The sequence below is a fragment of the Helicobacter cinaedi CCUG 18818 = ATCC BAA-847 genome (genome assembly GCF_000155475.1).
GTDB classification, from domain to species: Bacteria; Campylobacterota; Campylobacteria; order Campylobacterales; family Helicobacteraceae; genus Helicobacter_C; species Helicobacter_C cinaedi.
The window spans coordinates 96,604-111,378 of the sequence record NZ_DS990393.1; the positions used below are offsets into that span (position 1 = coordinate 96,604).

Here is a 14,775-nt window from a genome sequence, read left to right on the forward strand (position 1 = left end):
CTCCTAAAACTCACGACAAACGACATAGTAGCCATACATTAACTGATTCTATCATACAGCCACATCAATGATAAAATACCTACCTTACAAATACTTCAAGGATTTTTGCTTTAATGCAGTTCTTATAATAATCACGCATAAGCTCAATGTGTATATCCACACACTGCCCCACCTCCCGCCTAGTTGGTGCTAAAAACTCTAGTCCCGCCAGACACATTCCATTAGAATCCGCCAAAGTATATTCAAAATGCTTCCCCTCCCTGCCTAGTGGCTTTATCTCTTGTATGGTAAGATTTTCTAGCAAAAATGTAGGCTTAGGATTCCCCTCCCCAAAAGGCTCAAAAGATTCTAAAATCTCAAAAAGCTCCATATCAACGCTTTTCACCCCAAGTGTGAAAAATGTCTCATTTTCATCGCATTCTTCATACACCATAGTTTCCTGCAATTTTTCTATCAATGTCCAAAGCTGACAAGATTCTAAACTTAGCCCCACAGCTCCGCTATGCCCACCTAACCCAAGGCAATATTGTTGCAATGGCGTGATACTTGCAATCAAATTTGCCCCACCATAAGAGCGTCCGCTCCCCTTTAGCACATCAGCATTTTGGCTCAACACAAAAGCACTTTTTTTGTAGATTCTCGCAAGTTTTGCCGCCACAATGCCAAGCACCCCCTCGTGCCAAGAATCCCCATAGCTTAGGACAAAATCATCTGTTTGGATAATATGCTCCTGTGCCTTTTGGAGAATGTCTTGCTGAATCTCTTTGCGTTTATTATTGAGATTTTGTAGCTCTGTGTAAATGTGTGTAGCGTGGGCTAAACTAGGACTAAGCAAAAGCTCTAAAGCCTTATTTGCACTCTCCATACGCCCAGCACAATTCAGCAATGGAATAAAATCAAAGGCAAGATTCTCTGCGGTTATGGGCTTTTTGAATCTAGCAAAACTCTCACGCAAAAGTGTGGCAAGCACATTAGAAGAGGTGCGAAGCGATTCTAAGCCCTTTTTCACAAGAATGCGATTTATCCCTGTAAGGGGCATAACATCGGCGATTGTGGCAATGGCAAGGTATTCTAAAAACATTCCCATATCAATATTTGCTTTGAGATTTTGCTTTATCGCCGCACAAAAATACCACGCCACCACTGCTCCACAAATGCTTTTTTGGGTAAAAGTAGAATCTTGCAGCATTGGATTAATGATGACATCTGCCTGCGGAAGCGTATCTGTGGGTGTGTGATGATCTGTGATGATAAAAGGAATGCCCTTTGCCTTGCACCACTGCCCTGCACAAAATGCGGTAATACCATTATCTACGCTCACAACCACAGCGGCATTTTGAGCGTTCTTCTCTAAAAGGGCGGCACTCACGCCATAGCCATCTTCAAAGCGATGTGGAATAATAAGCCTAAAATGCTGATACTCCAATGCCTTAAAAAAAAGGCTTATAATCGCACTTGCACACACACCATCTGCATCATAATCCCCAACGACAAGAATCTCATTATTTCTTTCCATAGCTTGAGTGATGATTTTTGCTCCAGATTCAGTGTTGTTTAGATTCTGTGGCGTGGGCAAGTCTCGCAGGGTGCGGATACCACACTCAAGATCACGAGATTGTAGAAAATGAAGAATGTCTTGCTTTGTGTGGCTTTTACATTCATCTTTTCTCATAGCAAACTAAAATCCCAACACTACTGCTTTTTACAAGCTAATGTCTGCTTAACAAATGCTAAAATAATCGGGTTTGGATTCTGTAGCCTTGAAGTAAATTCCGGGTGGAACTGCACAGCTACAAACCACGGGTGATTTTCTAGCTCAATAGATTCTATAAGCCCATTACACTCTCCGCTAATTATCATGCCATTATTAGCAAAAAGCTCTCTATACTTTGGATTTGCCTCATACCTATGGCGATGACGCTCTTTAATAAGACTTTTTTGTCCATAAGCTTCATAGAGCTTTGTGCCTTTTTTGATATGGCATTCATACTCGCCTAGTCGCATAGTCCCACCCATAGGTGAAGTATGCGTCCTAAGCTGCTTCTTGCCCTGTGTATCAATAAAATCCTCTATCAAATATATAATAGGCTCTTTACTCTGCGGATTAAACTCCACAGAATCTGCATCCTTAATCCCAAGCACATTTCTCGCAAACTCAATGAGTGAAAGCTGCATTCCCAAGCAGATTCCAAGAAATGGAATCTTTTTTTCCCTTGCGTAGCGTATTGCTTCTAGCTTACCTTGAATCCCCCTTTCCCCAAAGCCACCGGGCACCAAAATAGAATCTACATCATAAAGCAAGGCAGGGTTTTCCTCCACAGATTCACTATCTATCCACTTGATATTAACCTTTGTGTCCGTATTTGCTCCAGCGTGGATAAGCGATTCAATCAAAGATTTATAGGATTCTTTTAGGCTTAAATATTTACCCACAAAGCCAATAGTTATGCTTGATTTGGGAGCGATGATTTTTTTAACAAGCATATCCCAATTATCCATTTTTGGCTTTAATTCTTTTAACTCCAAATGCCTAGCAATAGGCGTTAGAATCCCTTCATCTAAGAAATTTAAAGGACATTTATAAATGCTCTCCGTATCTTCAGCCACAATCACGCTATCATCATCTACATCACAGCTCATTGCAAGCTTTCTTTTTAGCTCTTTATCAAGGCTTCTTTCACATCGTGCTACGAGAATCTGCGGTGAAATGCCTATGCGTCTAAGCTCTTGGACGGAATGTTGCGTGGGCTTTGTCTTTAGCTCCCCAGCGGCGCGCACAAGGGGAATAAGTGTTACATGTATGGAAATAACCTGCTTACTGCCTAGCTCGTGCTTCATCTGTCTCATCGCCTCAAGATAAGGCATACCCTCAATATCGCCAACCGTCCCGCCAAGCTCCACGATGAGAAAATCGCTTCCCTCTCCAGCAAGTTTGATACGCGATTTTATCTCATCAACGATATGCGGCACGATTTGAATAGTCTTGCCTAGATATTTTCCTTTGCGTTCCTTTTCAATCACAGACATATAGACCTGTCCAGTTGTAAAGTTATTTGTCTTATGAAAATCTTTATTTAAAAATCGCTCATAATGCCCAATGTCTAAGTCCGTTTCGGCTCCATCGCAGGTTACAAACACTTCGCCGTGTTCTAGAGGACTCATTGTGCCCGGATCTACATTGATGTAGGGATCAATTTTTAAAATTGACACATCAAATCCGCTATGTTGAAGTAATGTCGCTATTGATGAAGAGGTAATGCCCTTGCCAAGAGAGCTTAACACACCGCCTGTTACAAAAATATATTTTACTGCCACAATATAACCGCCTTAGTTTTAAAATTTTTGGTGCAATCATAATAAATCAGTGGTTAAAAGCTTGTTAATTTACCTTTTTTTGTATTTTCTCGCTTATGATTGTGCGTGTTTATTTCACAAAGGAGATTTTTATGCTTATTGCTTTTATTTGTTTATTTATCTGTCTTTATGCCCTGCCAAGCATTATTCTAGCATTTTTACAAATTAAACATATTAAGCTAGAACTACAAAAACCAGCTATTTTACTTGAATCCGAAGACTATAAGCAAGCCGGGGATTATGCCATCGCCTCATTGCGATTAGATATTTTGACACATCTTTTTGAGATTCTAACCTTTAGCCTGTGGGTTATTTTTGGGCTACATTTTTTATCACTATGGCTTGAAAGCACACTTGGAGCTTTCTCGCCTTTGTGGCGTGAGATTGCCCTTGTGTTAGGCTTTATGATTATTGGCAGTATTATTGAAATGCCTTTTTCAATCTATAAGACTTTTTTTCTTGATAAGAAGTTTGGATTTTCTAAGCAAACGCCCAGCCTTTTTATCATTGACACACTTAAAAACCTAGCTTTAAGCATAGTCATTGGCGGGATTATTGTATGTTTGCTTGTGCTGATTATTGAAAATGTCGCGTTATGGTGGTTTGTGGGCTTTTTAGCCTTACTTGGTATTGTGATTTTGGCAAATCTCATTTATCCTACACTCATCGCACCCTTATTTAATAAATTTACCCCGCTCAATGATGAAAATCTCAAATCCCGCATAGAATCTTTAATGAATACCATCGGTTTTAAGAGTAATGGAATCTTTGTCATTGACGCTTCAAGGCGAGATGGACGATTGAATGCGTATTTTGGAGGGCTTGGCAAAAGCAAACGCGTTGTGCTTTTTGACACGCTGCTTGATAAGATTAGTGCCGATGGACTTATAGCCATACTTGGACACGAGCTAGGGCATTTTAAGCACAAAGATATTCTTAAAAATATCATTCTTATGTCCTGTATGCTTTTTGTGCTATTTTTCATCGTGGGGCATTTGCCACAAAGCCTATTTAGTGCCTTAGGTTTAGCTCAAAATGGAGCAGGAGTGCTACTGATTATGCTGCTTATCTCGCCGATGATTGCCTTTTTCTTTTTGCCTATTATGGGATATTTTAGTCGCAAAGCGGAGTATAAGGCTGATGAGTTTGGTGCTAGTCTCTCAAGCAAAAACTGCCTTGCTAACGCCCTTGTGCGATTAGTGAATGAAAATAAAAGCTTCCCTAGCTCCCACCCAGCCTATATTTTCTTTTATTACACACACCCGCCACTTTTACAAAGGCTAAAAGCCCTTGATTATGACTTGCAACATTAAAGCCCTTTTAGATTCTGCTACTTCCACACTCTCACAAGTAGTGCAATCTTTACATCTTAAGCCACGATTTGAAAGTGAGCTTTTGCTTAGCTTTGTGCTTAAAGTAGAGCGTATCTATCTCCATACACATAGCACCCAAAGTGTGAATCCTACTCAAGCTAAGCATTTTCTATCCCTTGTTGAAGAGCGAGCCAAGGGCAAACCTATTGAATACATCACACAAAGTGCAAGCTTTTATGAGCATACTTTTTATGTCAATGATTCTGTGCTGATTCCACGACCGGAGAGTGAGATTCTTATCCAAAAAGCGAGTGAAATTATAACAAGGCATAATATAGAATCCATTGCCGAAGTCGGCATAGGCTCGGGCATTCTAAGCATTACGCTTTCACTTTTGCACCCACAATGTCGCTTTTTTGCCACTGATATTAGCCAAAAAGCCCTAGAAGTTACGCAAAAAAATATTCACTCCCTTGCCCCAGATTCTAACATCACGCTTAAACACTGTTCCTTACTCCCAAGCTCGTGGCAAGATATTGAACTCATCATCAGCAATCCACCTTATATTTGCGATGATTATCCTATCAGTCTGCCTTTGACTTATGAGCCTAGCATTGCCCTTTTTGGCGGAAAAGATGGGCTAGACATACTCAAAGCCTTGATTGTAGAGGCTAAAAATCGCAAAGCTTTTTTGTTGTGTGAAATAGGCTATGACCAAAAAAACGCCCTAGAGCAGATTCTAACCCAGCATAACGCAAAGGACATTGAGTTTTACAAAGACTTAAGCGGATTAGATAGAGGCTTTTGGTGCAGATTCTAGATTCTGCGTTGTCTTTTTAGCTAGAATCGGCGATTACTTCGCCTCGTGCTTCGTCATTTATGCCTAATAAACTCCTTGCACTCGGCTCATAAAGCCCCGATTCTAACTTAAAAATACTTCCGCAGGGCGTTTTGAAATGTGCCAGATTCTAAAATTGCTCCCTAAACCCCACACACCACCCAAATGGTTGAGATTCTAGAATCTCACAATATCCCTTAATCAGCCCTAACGCTTGAATCTCCCCCTACTAAAGTCAATGAGATCCTGCACACTTTTGACATTTAAAGGCAACATACTTATGGCGATTTCAAAGATTCTAAAACTTGTGAGTGCATCAGCATAGGCACGATGGCTCATAGCGGTATTAATACCCAAAAATTCATTCAAATACGACAGGGCATAACGCTTTGAGAGAATAGTTTTTTTAGCTAAATCAATCGTGCAAAGCTTAGGATTAAGCAGTCCAAAAAGTCCATTTTGTCGCAAATGATAATCTAAAAAGCTAAAATCAAAATTCACATTATGAGCCACAAACACACCACCACCCAAAAACTCCCTAAAAGCCCTTAGCACTTCCTTGCTCTGTGGGGCATTTTGTATATCTTCTTGCCTTATGCCTGTTAGCTCTGTGATGTTTTCAGGCACAAAGGGAGCATACACATAGCTTTCAAAGCTTTCTAGAATCTGCGAATTTTTCACTCTCAATGCACCGATTTCTATAATCTCACTGCTTTGGGGCTTTGCACCATTTGTTTCAATATCCACAAAGACAAACTCCCCCTCCTGCCACGCTTGAAAAAATGTCGCTAAAGTAAAGCATAATTCCCCATTTTGCTTTTCTATATGCAATGCCCCACCAGCACCTTTGAGCAGCTCTATTTCAGAATCCACATCAGCATATAATCCACCTATATTTTTTACATACATATAAAACTGCTTTTCACTCATCGGGGCTTGTCGCAGTTTTTCAAAAAGTTGCGTGTAAGTCATTGAAGCAAAATTTATCGCAAAGATAATATAGCTTGTCTATAATCATTTGAGCCAAAGATATAGCTCCCAGCCACCACCATATCAATCCCCGCATTTTTTAAATCCATAATATTTTTATCACTTACCCCACCATCAATCTCTAAAAGGCAGTTGGGATTGAGCCTATCGCGGAGTTGCTTAAGATTTTTTAATTTTTTAAGAGAGCTAGGGATAAAGCTCTGTCCGCCAAAGCCCGGATTCACACTCATAAGCAACACCAAATCAATATCAGGCAAAATATATTCTAAATCCTGCTCGTTTGTATGGGGGTTTAGCACCACACCAGCTTTAATGCCTAAATCCTTAATCTGCCAAATCACGCGGTGCAAATGCTGCACCTCTTCAATATGCACACTCATAAAGGCTGGTTTCAACGGAGCAAATAGCTCCACAAAAAATGGCACATTTTTTACCATAAGATGAATATCTAGTGGCTTACTTGAAGCCTTTGCAATGCTTTTTACAATCATAGGACCCATAGTGAGATTTGGCACAAAATGCCCATCCATCACATCAATATGCACATAATCACACTCCGCATCACATATTGCCCTAACCTCTTCGCCAAGCTTTGAAAAATCCGCTGATAACACACTTGGGGCGACCAGAATCTTTTTATGTCGCTCTTTATTTCCCTTTGTTTGCATCTCTATCCTTATAACTTAAATATTAAAATCTTTGTGCTATTGTAACACATTCAAACTCGCCTACACTTTAAGGATATATTTTAAGGACATAGAATGCCCCACAATTCGCAGATTCACAATAATTCACAAATTCACAAGACTTCACAGATTCAAAATAAGCCCACTTCACGCCTTTATGCGTATTTACACCCTTTATCCCCTACACTTTTTTATCCCTTGCATTCTCTCCCTGCCCCAAAGATTCCCTACAATCCTTGTGGGCTAAAGATTCCCCACGCTATGGGCTTTAATGCCTTGCAGCATATTGCTAACCCCAAAGCCATTGTGATTTTTATCGGTGGATTTTGCGATACGATTATGCGTGCGGTATTTAGGGAGTTTGCAAATTTTAAGGCAGAATCTTGCCTAAAAATCTATGCAAGTTTTAAATCTCGCACCCTTTTTGCCTCGTGGCTTCCCGTGCTTATGAGGCAGAATCTGCCCCTTTTTGTCATCACGCATTCGTGGGGTGCGAGTAATTTTTATAAAGCCTTATGCGATATACAAAACTCTTGTCCTATCGCCCTGCATTATCTTTTAACCCTTGATCCTGTGGGATTTACCCCGCATACGCACCGCCCTAATGGCATAAGGCTATGGGAAAATATCTATATCAAAAACAAGTCTAAAAATCCCCGCAGACCAAATATCATAGCTCTTATAGGACACCCTTGGAATGAAGTTGCAATCAGTGATTACAACGCCTTTTTAGATTCTACTTCTTTAGATTCTACTTTGTTAGATTTTGCTTGTCATCACGCAAGTATTCACCAAATGATACAAGCCTCGCATTTTATGAAAGAACTCCACAATATCATCAAAGCTTAAAGCTAAAATGTTATAATCCCACGATTTTAAACAAAAGGATTTGAATGATAAGCGTGATTATTGAAACCTTAAGGGAAGCTGCCCTGCGTATTGATACGCTTTTAAAAGACACCTCCACAAGCTACCTACAAAGCACAAATGCCAGTGGAGATTCACAGCTTGAAGTAGATGTGGAAGCCGATAAGCTTTTGCAAGAAATGCTTTTACAGCTGCCTTGCGTAAAGGGCATTTGCAGTGAGGAGCAAACAGAAATAGTGTATTCTAAAAACACACAAGCCCCCTATCTTATCGCCTATGACCCCCTTGATGGCTCATCGTTGTTTGATAGCAACCTTAGCATTGGCACAATCTTTGGAATTTACAATGAAGAGCTTAAAGCAGATTCACTTATCGCAAGTGGATACATCATCTATGGGGTAAGGCTTGAAATGGTTATAGCCCAAGAGCAAGTCCTGCATTCTCGCTACAATGGCAAGGTTTGGAAAAATCTAGATGCATTGCAACTACAATCAAAAGGCAAACTCAACGCACCCGGTGGCACACAAAAAAATTGGGAGAGCAAACATAAGGCAATGGTGGAATCCCTTTTTGCACAAGGCTATCGTTTGCGATATTCCGGTGGAATGGTGCCGGATTTACATCAGATTCTCATAAAAGGTGGAGGGCTATTTAGCTATCCCGCCACAAGCGACGCTCCAAAAGGCAAATTACGCAAACTCTTTGAAGTGTTCCCCTTTGCTTTTATCTATGAAAAAGCCGGTGGGGTAGCCACAAATGGTAAAAAAAGGCTTTTAGAGCTTGGCACTGAAAACCTGCACGACACCACGCCTTGCTTTTTTGGTAGCACTTATGAGATGAATCTTGTAAAGGAAGTCTATGAATGAAGCACCAAGCACAGATACTTTAAATATGGATATTTTCACACAAAGGCTTGAAGAAAAAAGTCGCATTTTACAGCAATGCCAACAAAGCAAATCTTTTACATCTTGCTCTAAATGCGAGAGTTTTCTCTCCTGTCAAACACGGCAGGAATATGTCAAAGCAGCGTATGAGAGTATGTCAAAAGGACAGCAAGGTAGCTTTGATTTTAACTAATATGTTCTTAATATTTAGTTTCTAACTTGACACAAAAGGATAACAATGCAGCAAAAAACTTTCATCACCTCCCCCATTTATTATGTCAATGACATTCCCCATATAGGACACGCTTATACAACTATTTTATGCGATATGCTAAAAAAATTTAGAATCTTGCAAGGTGAAGATGTGCTATTTCTTACCGGCACAGATGAGCATGGGCAAAAAATAGAGCAATCCGCACAAAAGCATAATCAAACTCCACAAGCTTACGCTGATAGCGTGAGTGTGAAGTTTAAGGAATTATGGAATGAATTTCAACTTGATTATGATATTTTTGTCCGCACCACAGATTCTAAACACTGCCAAAGCGTGCAGAAAGCCTTTGAGATAATGTTTGAAAAGGGTGATATTTACAAGGGAAGCTATGAAGGGAACTACTGCGTTTCGTGTGAAAGCTTTTTTACCCAAAGTCAGTTAGGGGAGAATCTAAGCTGTCCAGATTGTGGGAAGCAAACGCAAATCGTGCAAGAAGAGAGCTACTTTTTTGCCTTGAGTAAATACCAAGACAAACTCCTAGAGTTTTACAAACAAAACCCAAATATGATAGCTCCCGCCTTTCGCCAAAATGAAGTAGTGAAATTTATAAGTGAAGGCTTGAATGATTTATCCATCACACGCACAAGTTTTGAGTGGGGAATCCCACTGCTAGAAAACCCCAAACGCAATGATAATAAAAAGCATACCATATATGTATGGCTTGATGCCTTGCTTAGCTACATTAGCCCACTTGGCTATATGCAAGATTCTCATAAAATGGAGTATTGGGAGAATGCGCTGCACTTTGTAGGCAAGGATATTTTACGATTTCACGCTGTGTATTGGATAGCCTTTTTGATGAGCCTTGATTTACCCCTGCCAAAGCATATTTACGCACACGGCTGGTGGACTAAAGATGGGGCAAAGATGAGTAAAAGTATCGGCAATGTTATAGACCCAAAAGCAGTCGCACAAGCCTATGGCATAGAATCTTTGCGGTATTTTCTAATGCGTGAAATGCCCTTTGGACAAGATGGAGATTTTAGTCAAAAGGCTTTGATTGAGCGGATTAATAGTGAGCTAGGCAATGATGTGGGCAATCTGCTTAATCGCCTTTTAGGTATGAGTGAGAAATACTTTTCACTGCAAGTAGATTCTAAAGATGTCAAAAAGTTTTATGCCACAGAGTTAAACGAGCTAGAACATATCATCAATCGCACGCAAGAGAAAATGCAGACTATGCAGCCTCAACGCTACATTGAAGAGCTATGGGCTGCCTTTAGCCTAGGCAATGGTGTGATTACAAAATACGAGCCTTGGAATCTTATGAAAAACGCAGAGCAAGATAAGGCAATGGCACTGCTAGGGCTTATTGCCAATATTTTAGCAAAAGCGGCATTGTTGCTTTATCCTATAATGCCTGAATCTGCTCATAAAATCGCTAAAGCCCTATCCCTTAGCATTAGTCCAGATTCTTTTGATAGACTTATCAAGCAACACGCCCTGCTTGATGATCTCACCCTTACCAAAATCCCTCCACTCTTTCCCCGCATAGATTCACCCCTTATGCCTGAATCTACACAAAGCGGAGCAGAATCTAAAGAATCTCAAACACTCAAAGATTCTAAATCCATAGATTCCAAACTAGAATCCACAAACACCCTAAGCCTTATTGATATTAAAGACTTTAGCAAGATTGACATACGCGTTGGCAAAGTCATAGAATGCTCCGCTGTGGAAAAAAGCCAAAAACTCCTAAAGCTTATGGTGGATATTAATGAGCCAAAACCCCGCCAAATCATCTCTGGAATCGCACAATACTATACGCCTAGTGAGCTAATTAACAAGCAAGTATGTATTATTGCTAATCTCAAACCTGCCAAACTGATGGGGCTTTTGAGTGAAGGAATGATACTTGCTAGTAAAGATGAAAATGGCTTATCCTTGCTCTGCCTAGACACTCCGCGTGAAAATGGGAGTAAGATAAGCTAGATTCTAGTCTATAAGGACATTTTGTGAGAGTAAATGAAGTTGCAGAAATCACTCAAGGAAAATTGCTTAACTCGCCTTCCATTGCGGAGTTTTCACGCATTATCTGCCATATAGAGCAGATTCAAAGGGGAGATGTATTTATCGCAAATGACTCTACGCAAATCCCTAAAGCCATTGAATCTGGGGCTTATGGGATTATTTATGATAATCCACAAATGGAGATGATTGATAGTGAGATTGCGTGGATTCTTGTAGAAAATGTAGCAGATTCTCTTATCCGCCTTATCCGCTATAAACTCCTTGCTAAAAATATTGCGACCATTTCGCTAAACCCCATTGAAGAGGCTATTGCCAAAGAAATTATTGATGATGTATCCGTGAAGTTTTCTTCACACAGCCTAGAAGATATTATTGAGCTACTTAATGATGAAGTGAGCTTTATCATCACGCATAATCAAAATGTTCTTGATATTAGCTTTGAAGTGATTAGCTCTAGTATGCCTTCACAGCGTCCTTTTTTGCTCCTTTCTCACACACTTTTTGATAGCACGATTTTTTATAAAAGCACCCATTACCGCATAAACTTACCAAAGATATTTTTTAATGAGTTAAGCTCGGTATTAAGCCTTTGTGAAAATCGCCAAATCAGCCACGATATGAGTCGCTTTAAGCATATCCCTTACTTTAAGCCAAATTTCCTTAACGCCTTTGGTAAAGTTATTGAATACGGACAGGCATCAAAAGTCGCCATTGCCGAAGAGGATATAGAGCAATTTAAAAAATATATGGCTTATATCGCCAATAACGCAGCGTGGGGGAAATTCCTTTTTCTCGTGCCTTTAGTATATTTAGAGCTTTTTAACCAAATAGCTCAAGCTTTTGCTTACAGCACACAAGAGGAGCTATGTGAATATATCCGCACACAAAATTTTAACTTTGCCCTTGTGCTAGGCATTAATGATGATACACTTACAAATGCACTCAATACAAACCACAAGCAAATACAAGAGCCAGATTTATTTTCAAACCTATGGGAGCAAGAAGCACATACAGAGAAAGAAGATTCTCTATGAATGAGTTTGAAGAGTATGCTAAAGCTAAGGCTACAAGCATACTAAAAGCCAAAAACATTGCTCCATTATTAGAATCTATTGCTACCTTGCCCCATATCCCTTCACGCATACGGAGTGATAATGGAATCCACATTACCGCTTTAGATTCTGCTTTTACTTTAGATTCTAGCTCGCAACATAGCCAAATGCTACACTCTCTTGCTACACAGCTTAAGCCGTGGCGTAAGGGGGGATTCTATCTTTTTGATTTGCATATTGATAGTGAATGGCAAAGCTTCATTAAATGGCAGCTTCTTGCTCCGCATTGTAAGCTAAGTGGCAAACATATTGCCGATATAGGCTGTAATAATGGCTATTATATGTTTGAAATGCTTTTGCATAAGCAAAAAATGCTAAATTTTTATGAATATTCTAAGCTGCCTGATACTTTGCCAAAGTCAATTACCGGCTTTGACCCAAGCGGGATTTTTAAAGCTCAATTTGATTTTTTAAATCACTTCATCAAAGCTCCCATTGATTTTGAGCTTTTAGGCGTGGAAGATTTACCCTTGTATTGTCAATCACGCAAGAGAGCTTTTGATGTAATTTTCTGTCTTGGTGTGCTATACCACCGCCTTAGCCCCATAGAAACGCTAAAGTCCCTCTCTCAATGCTTAAATCGTGGCGGGGAGCTTATCCTAGATACGCTTATTTATGAATCTAGCCAAGAGTTATGCCTAAGCCCTGCAAAAAGTTATGCTAAAATGTCAAATGTTTATTTTATCCCAAGTATCCCTACTTTGCAGGGTTGGTGTGAGAGGGCAAAGTTTAAACATTTTGAAGTCCTAGCCCTTATGCCTACCACCACACAAGAGCAACGCCAAACGCCGTGGGTAGATTCTCAAAGTCTTGAAAGTTTTTTGCAACAAGATAAAAGCCTTACCATAGAAGGCTATCAAGCACCTGTGCGAGGATATTTCAAGCTTAAAAAGGAGTAAAAATGACAGATGATGGCTTAAATGAAGAAAATGCCCATATTCCCTTAGAAAATGACGATTTGCAAGTTTGCACCTCTATGTCCCCTAGCATTGTTGGGGAGCTTGTTGAGCTATATAGAAACAAAGCAATCGTGCGGTTTCGCCCAAATGAGCGTATGATTATGGATGAGAGTAAGATGATTCACGCCGGATTTGTGTTTAATGCTGCAAGTTTTGCTGCAATGGCAGCGATTAATAAAAAATATAGCGTGCTTATCGCTTCAGATGTGAAGTTCCTAGCACCCATTGAGCTTGGACACGAGATAACCTTTAAAGCTCAAGCCATTCAAAGCGATACCAAAAAGTGCGAAGTGAAAGTTGAAGGCTTTTTGCTGGATATTAAGATTTTTGATTCACTTTTCCACATCGCCGTTTTTGATAAAAAAATATTTAAACTTCGCTTCAAAAATGAGTAAATACCACTTGTTTGCTATCGTTTGTTTGTTTTTTTTTTTTGTATAATATCAGCTTATATTTTTATTCTTGCCTTAAGGAGTTGTTATGAGCTTTTTTAATCGTCTCAGTATAGGTGCAAAACTTGTCTTTGTTATCTCTTTCATCGTTGCCATTTGTATGGCAGTAGTGGTATTTATAATATCCCAAACCGCTTCAAGCATTCTCTCAACTGAGAGTGATAAACTACTTACTAACACGGCTAAGCGTTATCAAAATTTCGTTCAAAACATTGCGACTGAAACCTTTGAAAACACACTTAGCAGTAGCAAGATACTCTCGGGTTTGATTGATGATGGGCTAAAAATTGATGAAAAAATGCTAAGCACATATTTATCTTCTATGCTAGATTCTGCAAGTTACTCCGTAGGGAGCTTTATCATTCTATCAAAGGACTACACAGAAAAGCATCAAATTGTTTCAAAAAACAAAATTAGCTCTGGTGAGCTTGTTTTAGCCTTTATAGATGATAAACCAGCCGAAAGTGGCGGTATAAGGGGTATTAGACCAAATGAGCTATTAGATGCGAGTCCTCGGCTTCTTAGCAAACTTCAAAATAATGAAGTGAAAACTCTAAGCGTTCTTCTCTCCCAACAAACAAAAATTGACGGCAAGGATTACTACTATAAGACAATTTTTGCTCCCGTATTTGAAAATGGAAAGGTTGTGGGAATTATCGGGAATTTGCTTGATTTAACAAGTATAGAGGTGCGACTTGGTAACCCTAAACTAGATGTTTTTAATGGGGCAAGACGATTTATTATTGATCAGAATGGAATAGTGATATTTAACTCCAGTAAAGAATACACTTTGAAAAGTCGTCTCAAAAGGCTAGATGAGCTAAATGCCCATCCAAGTGCAAAAGAGCTCATACAAGCAGTGATGAGTAAAAAAGATGGAATCTACACATACCACACCTTGAGTGGCGAACCTGCAAAGGCAGCTGTTTCGACATTTGAAGTGTGGGAAAACATAGGAGAGACTTGGAGCGTTATCTCATTTGCCCCTTTTGAAGCTATTGAAGAGCCACTATCCACATTACAGCTTGTTGTAATATCAATTGGTATTGTAGCCATTGCTTTGATTTCTCTTATC

Annotated in this window: 13 protein-coding genes and 1 pseudogene; 10 read left to right on the forward strand and 4 right to left on the reverse strand. The window is 39.7% G+C overall.

The features are described from left to right. Nucleotides 1-79 precede the first annotated feature (79 nt). Together recJ and pyrG are read right to left on the reverse strand one after the other, a co-directional pair. Nucleotides 80-1,672, reverse strand: a complete 1,593-nt coding sequence (gene recJ / locus HCCG_RS08380; protein WP_002957064.1) for a single-stranded-DNA-specific exonuclease RecJ — start codon at nt 1,670-1,672, stop codon at nt 80-82. 20 nt (nt 1,673-1,692) lie between these two features. Further along, complete coding sequence (gene pyrG, locus HCCG_RS08385; RefSeq protein WP_002957065.1) at nt 1,693-3,315, reverse strand: glutamine hydrolyzing CTP synthase; 1,623 nt, start codon at nt 3,313-3,315, stop codon at nt 1,693-1,695. 131 nt (nt 3,316-3,446) lie between these two features. Between pyrG and HCCG_RS08390 the strand changes: the two genes are divergently transcribed. Both HCCG_RS08390 and prmC read left to right on the forward strand, forming a co-directional pair. Next, nucleotides 3,447-4,667 (forward strand): M48 family metallopeptidase, encoded by a 1,221-nt coding sequence (locus HCCG_RS08390; protein WP_015453289.1) that lies wholly within the window; start codon nt 3,447-3,449, stop codon nt 4,665-4,667. Continuing rightward, nucleotides 4,651-5,487, forward strand: coding sequence for a peptide chain release factor N(5)-glutamine methyltransferase (prmC, locus tag HCCG_RS08395; RefSeq protein WP_230197935.1), 837 nt, complete (start codon nt 4,651-4,653; stop codon nt 5,485-5,487). Before HCCG_RS08390 ends, prmC begins: the two co-directional genes overlap by 17 nt. Before the next feature lie 225 nt (nt 5,488-5,712). Here the strand turns inward: prmC and HCCG_RS08400 are convergent, their stop codons facing one another. Then, nucleotides 5,713-6,477 (reverse strand): 3'-5' exonuclease, encoded by a 765-nt coding sequence (locus HCCG_RS08400; RefSeq protein ID WP_002957068.1) that lies wholly within the window; start codon nt 6,475-6,477, stop codon nt 5,713-5,715. 11 nt (nt 6,478-6,488) lie between these two features. Continuing rightward, on the reverse strand, nt 6,489-7,163 hold the full coding sequence (rpe, locus tag HCCG_RS08405; RefSeq protein ID WP_002957069.1) for a ribulose-phosphate 3-epimerase: 675 nt from the start codon (nt 7,161-7,163) through the stop codon (nt 6,489-6,491). 93 nt (nt 7,164-7,256) lie between these two features. Here rpe and HCCG_RS08410 point away from each other — a divergent pair, with 93 nt between their 5' ends. The 8 genes and pseudogenes from HCCG_RS08410 to HCCG_RS12205 all read left to right on the forward strand — a co-directional run. Next, the gene (locus HCCG_RS08410; RefSeq protein ID WP_002957070.1) at nt 7,257-8,030 is read left to right on the forward strand and encodes a hypothetical protein; all 774 of its coding nucleotides are present in this window, start codon (nt 7,257-7,259) and stop codon (nt 8,028-8,030) included. A gap of 44 nt (nt 8,031-8,074) precedes the next feature. Beyond that, nucleotides 8,075-8,914 carry a class 1 fructose-bisphosphatase gene (locus HCCG_RS08415; RefSeq protein ID WP_002957071.1) on the forward strand — a complete coding sequence of 280 codons (840 nt, stop codon included), beginning with the start codon at nt 8,075-8,077 and terminating at the stop codon, nt 8,912-8,914. Continuing rightward, nucleotides 8,907-9,125 (forward strand): hypothetical protein, encoded by a 219-nt coding sequence (locus HCCG_RS08420; protein WP_014666411.1) that lies wholly within the window; start codon nt 8,907-8,909, stop codon nt 9,123-9,125. The genes HCCG_RS08415 and HCCG_RS08420 overlap by 8 nt, the downstream gene beginning before the upstream one ends. A gap of 45 nt (nt 9,126-9,170) precedes the next feature. Further along, on the forward strand, nt 9,171-11,138 hold the full coding sequence (metG, locus tag HCCG_RS08425) for a methionine--tRNA ligase (RefSeq protein ID WP_002957073.1): 1,968 nt from the start codon (nt 9,171-9,173) through the stop codon (nt 11,136-11,138). 23 nt (nt 11,139-11,161) lie between these two features. Beyond that, nucleotides 11,162-12,211 (forward strand): hypothetical protein, encoded by a 1,050-nt coding sequence (locus HCCG_RS08430; protein WP_015453286.1) that lies wholly within the window; start codon nt 11,162-11,164, stop codon nt 12,209-12,211. Next, nucleotides 12,208-13,188, forward strand: coding sequence for a tRNA 5-methoxyuridine(34)/uridine 5-oxyacetic acid(34) synthase CmoB (gene cmoB, locus HCCG_RS08435; protein ID WP_002957075.1), 981 nt, complete (start codon nt 12,208-12,210; stop codon nt 13,186-13,188). The genes HCCG_RS08430 and cmoB overlap by 4 nt, the downstream gene beginning before the upstream one ends. 2 nt (nt 13,189-13,190) lie before the next feature. Next, entirely contained in the window at nt 13,191-13,643 is a 453-nt protein-coding gene (locus tag HCCG_RS08440; protein WP_004084412.1) for a hotdog domain-containing protein, read from the forward strand. Between the two features lie 85 nt (nt 13,644-13,728). Then, nucleotides 13,729-14,775 (forward strand): annotated as a pseudogene (locus tag HCCG_RS12205) (cache domain-containing protein); the annotation flags it as partial.

What these genes read in the sequence shown, in the direction of transcription:
- recJ (WP_002957064.1), bottom strand. Translation starts at nt 1,672, where the DNA reads ATGAGAAAAGATGAATGTAAAAGCCACACAAAGCAAGACATTCTTCAT.
- HCCG_RS08390 (WP_015453289.1), top strand. Translation starts at nt 3,447, where the DNA reads ATGCTTATTGCTTTTATTTGTTTATTTATCTGTCTTTATGCCCTGCCA.
- prmC (WP_230197935.1), top strand. Translation starts at nt 4,651, where the DNA reads ATGACTTGCAACATTAAAGCCCTTTTAGATTCTGCTACTTCCACACTC.
- HCCG_RS08400 (WP_002957068.1), bottom strand. Translation starts at nt 6,477, where the DNA reads ATGACTTACACGCAACTTTTTGAAAAACTGCGACAAGCCCCGATGAGT.
- rpe (WP_002957069.1), bottom strand. Translation starts at nt 7,163, where the DNA reads ATGCAAACAAAGGGAAATAAAGAGCGACATAAAAAGATTCTGGTCGCC.
- HCCG_RS08410 (WP_002957070.1), top strand. Translation starts at nt 7,257, where the DNA reads ATGCCCCACAATTCGCAGATTCACAATAATTCACAAATTCACAAGACT.
- HCCG_RS08415 (WP_002957071.1), top strand. Translation starts at nt 8,075, where the DNA reads ATGATAAGCGTGATTATTGAAACCTTAAGGGAAGCTGCCCTGCGTATT.
- HCCG_RS08420 (WP_014666411.1), top strand. Translation starts at nt 8,907, where the DNA reads ATGAATGAAGCACCAAGCACAGATACTTTAAATATGGATATTTTCACA.
- metG (WP_002957073.1), top strand. Translation starts at nt 9,171, where the DNA reads ATGCAGCAAAAAACTTTCATCACCTCCCCCATTTATTATGTCAATGAC.
- cmoB (WP_002957075.1), top strand. Translation starts at nt 12,208, where the DNA reads ATGAATGAGTTTGAAGAGTATGCTAAAGCTAAGGCTACAAGCATACTA.
- HCCG_RS08440 (WP_004084412.1), top strand. Translation starts at nt 13,191, where the DNA reads ATGACAGATGATGGCTTAAATGAAGAAAATGCCCATATTCCCTTAGAA.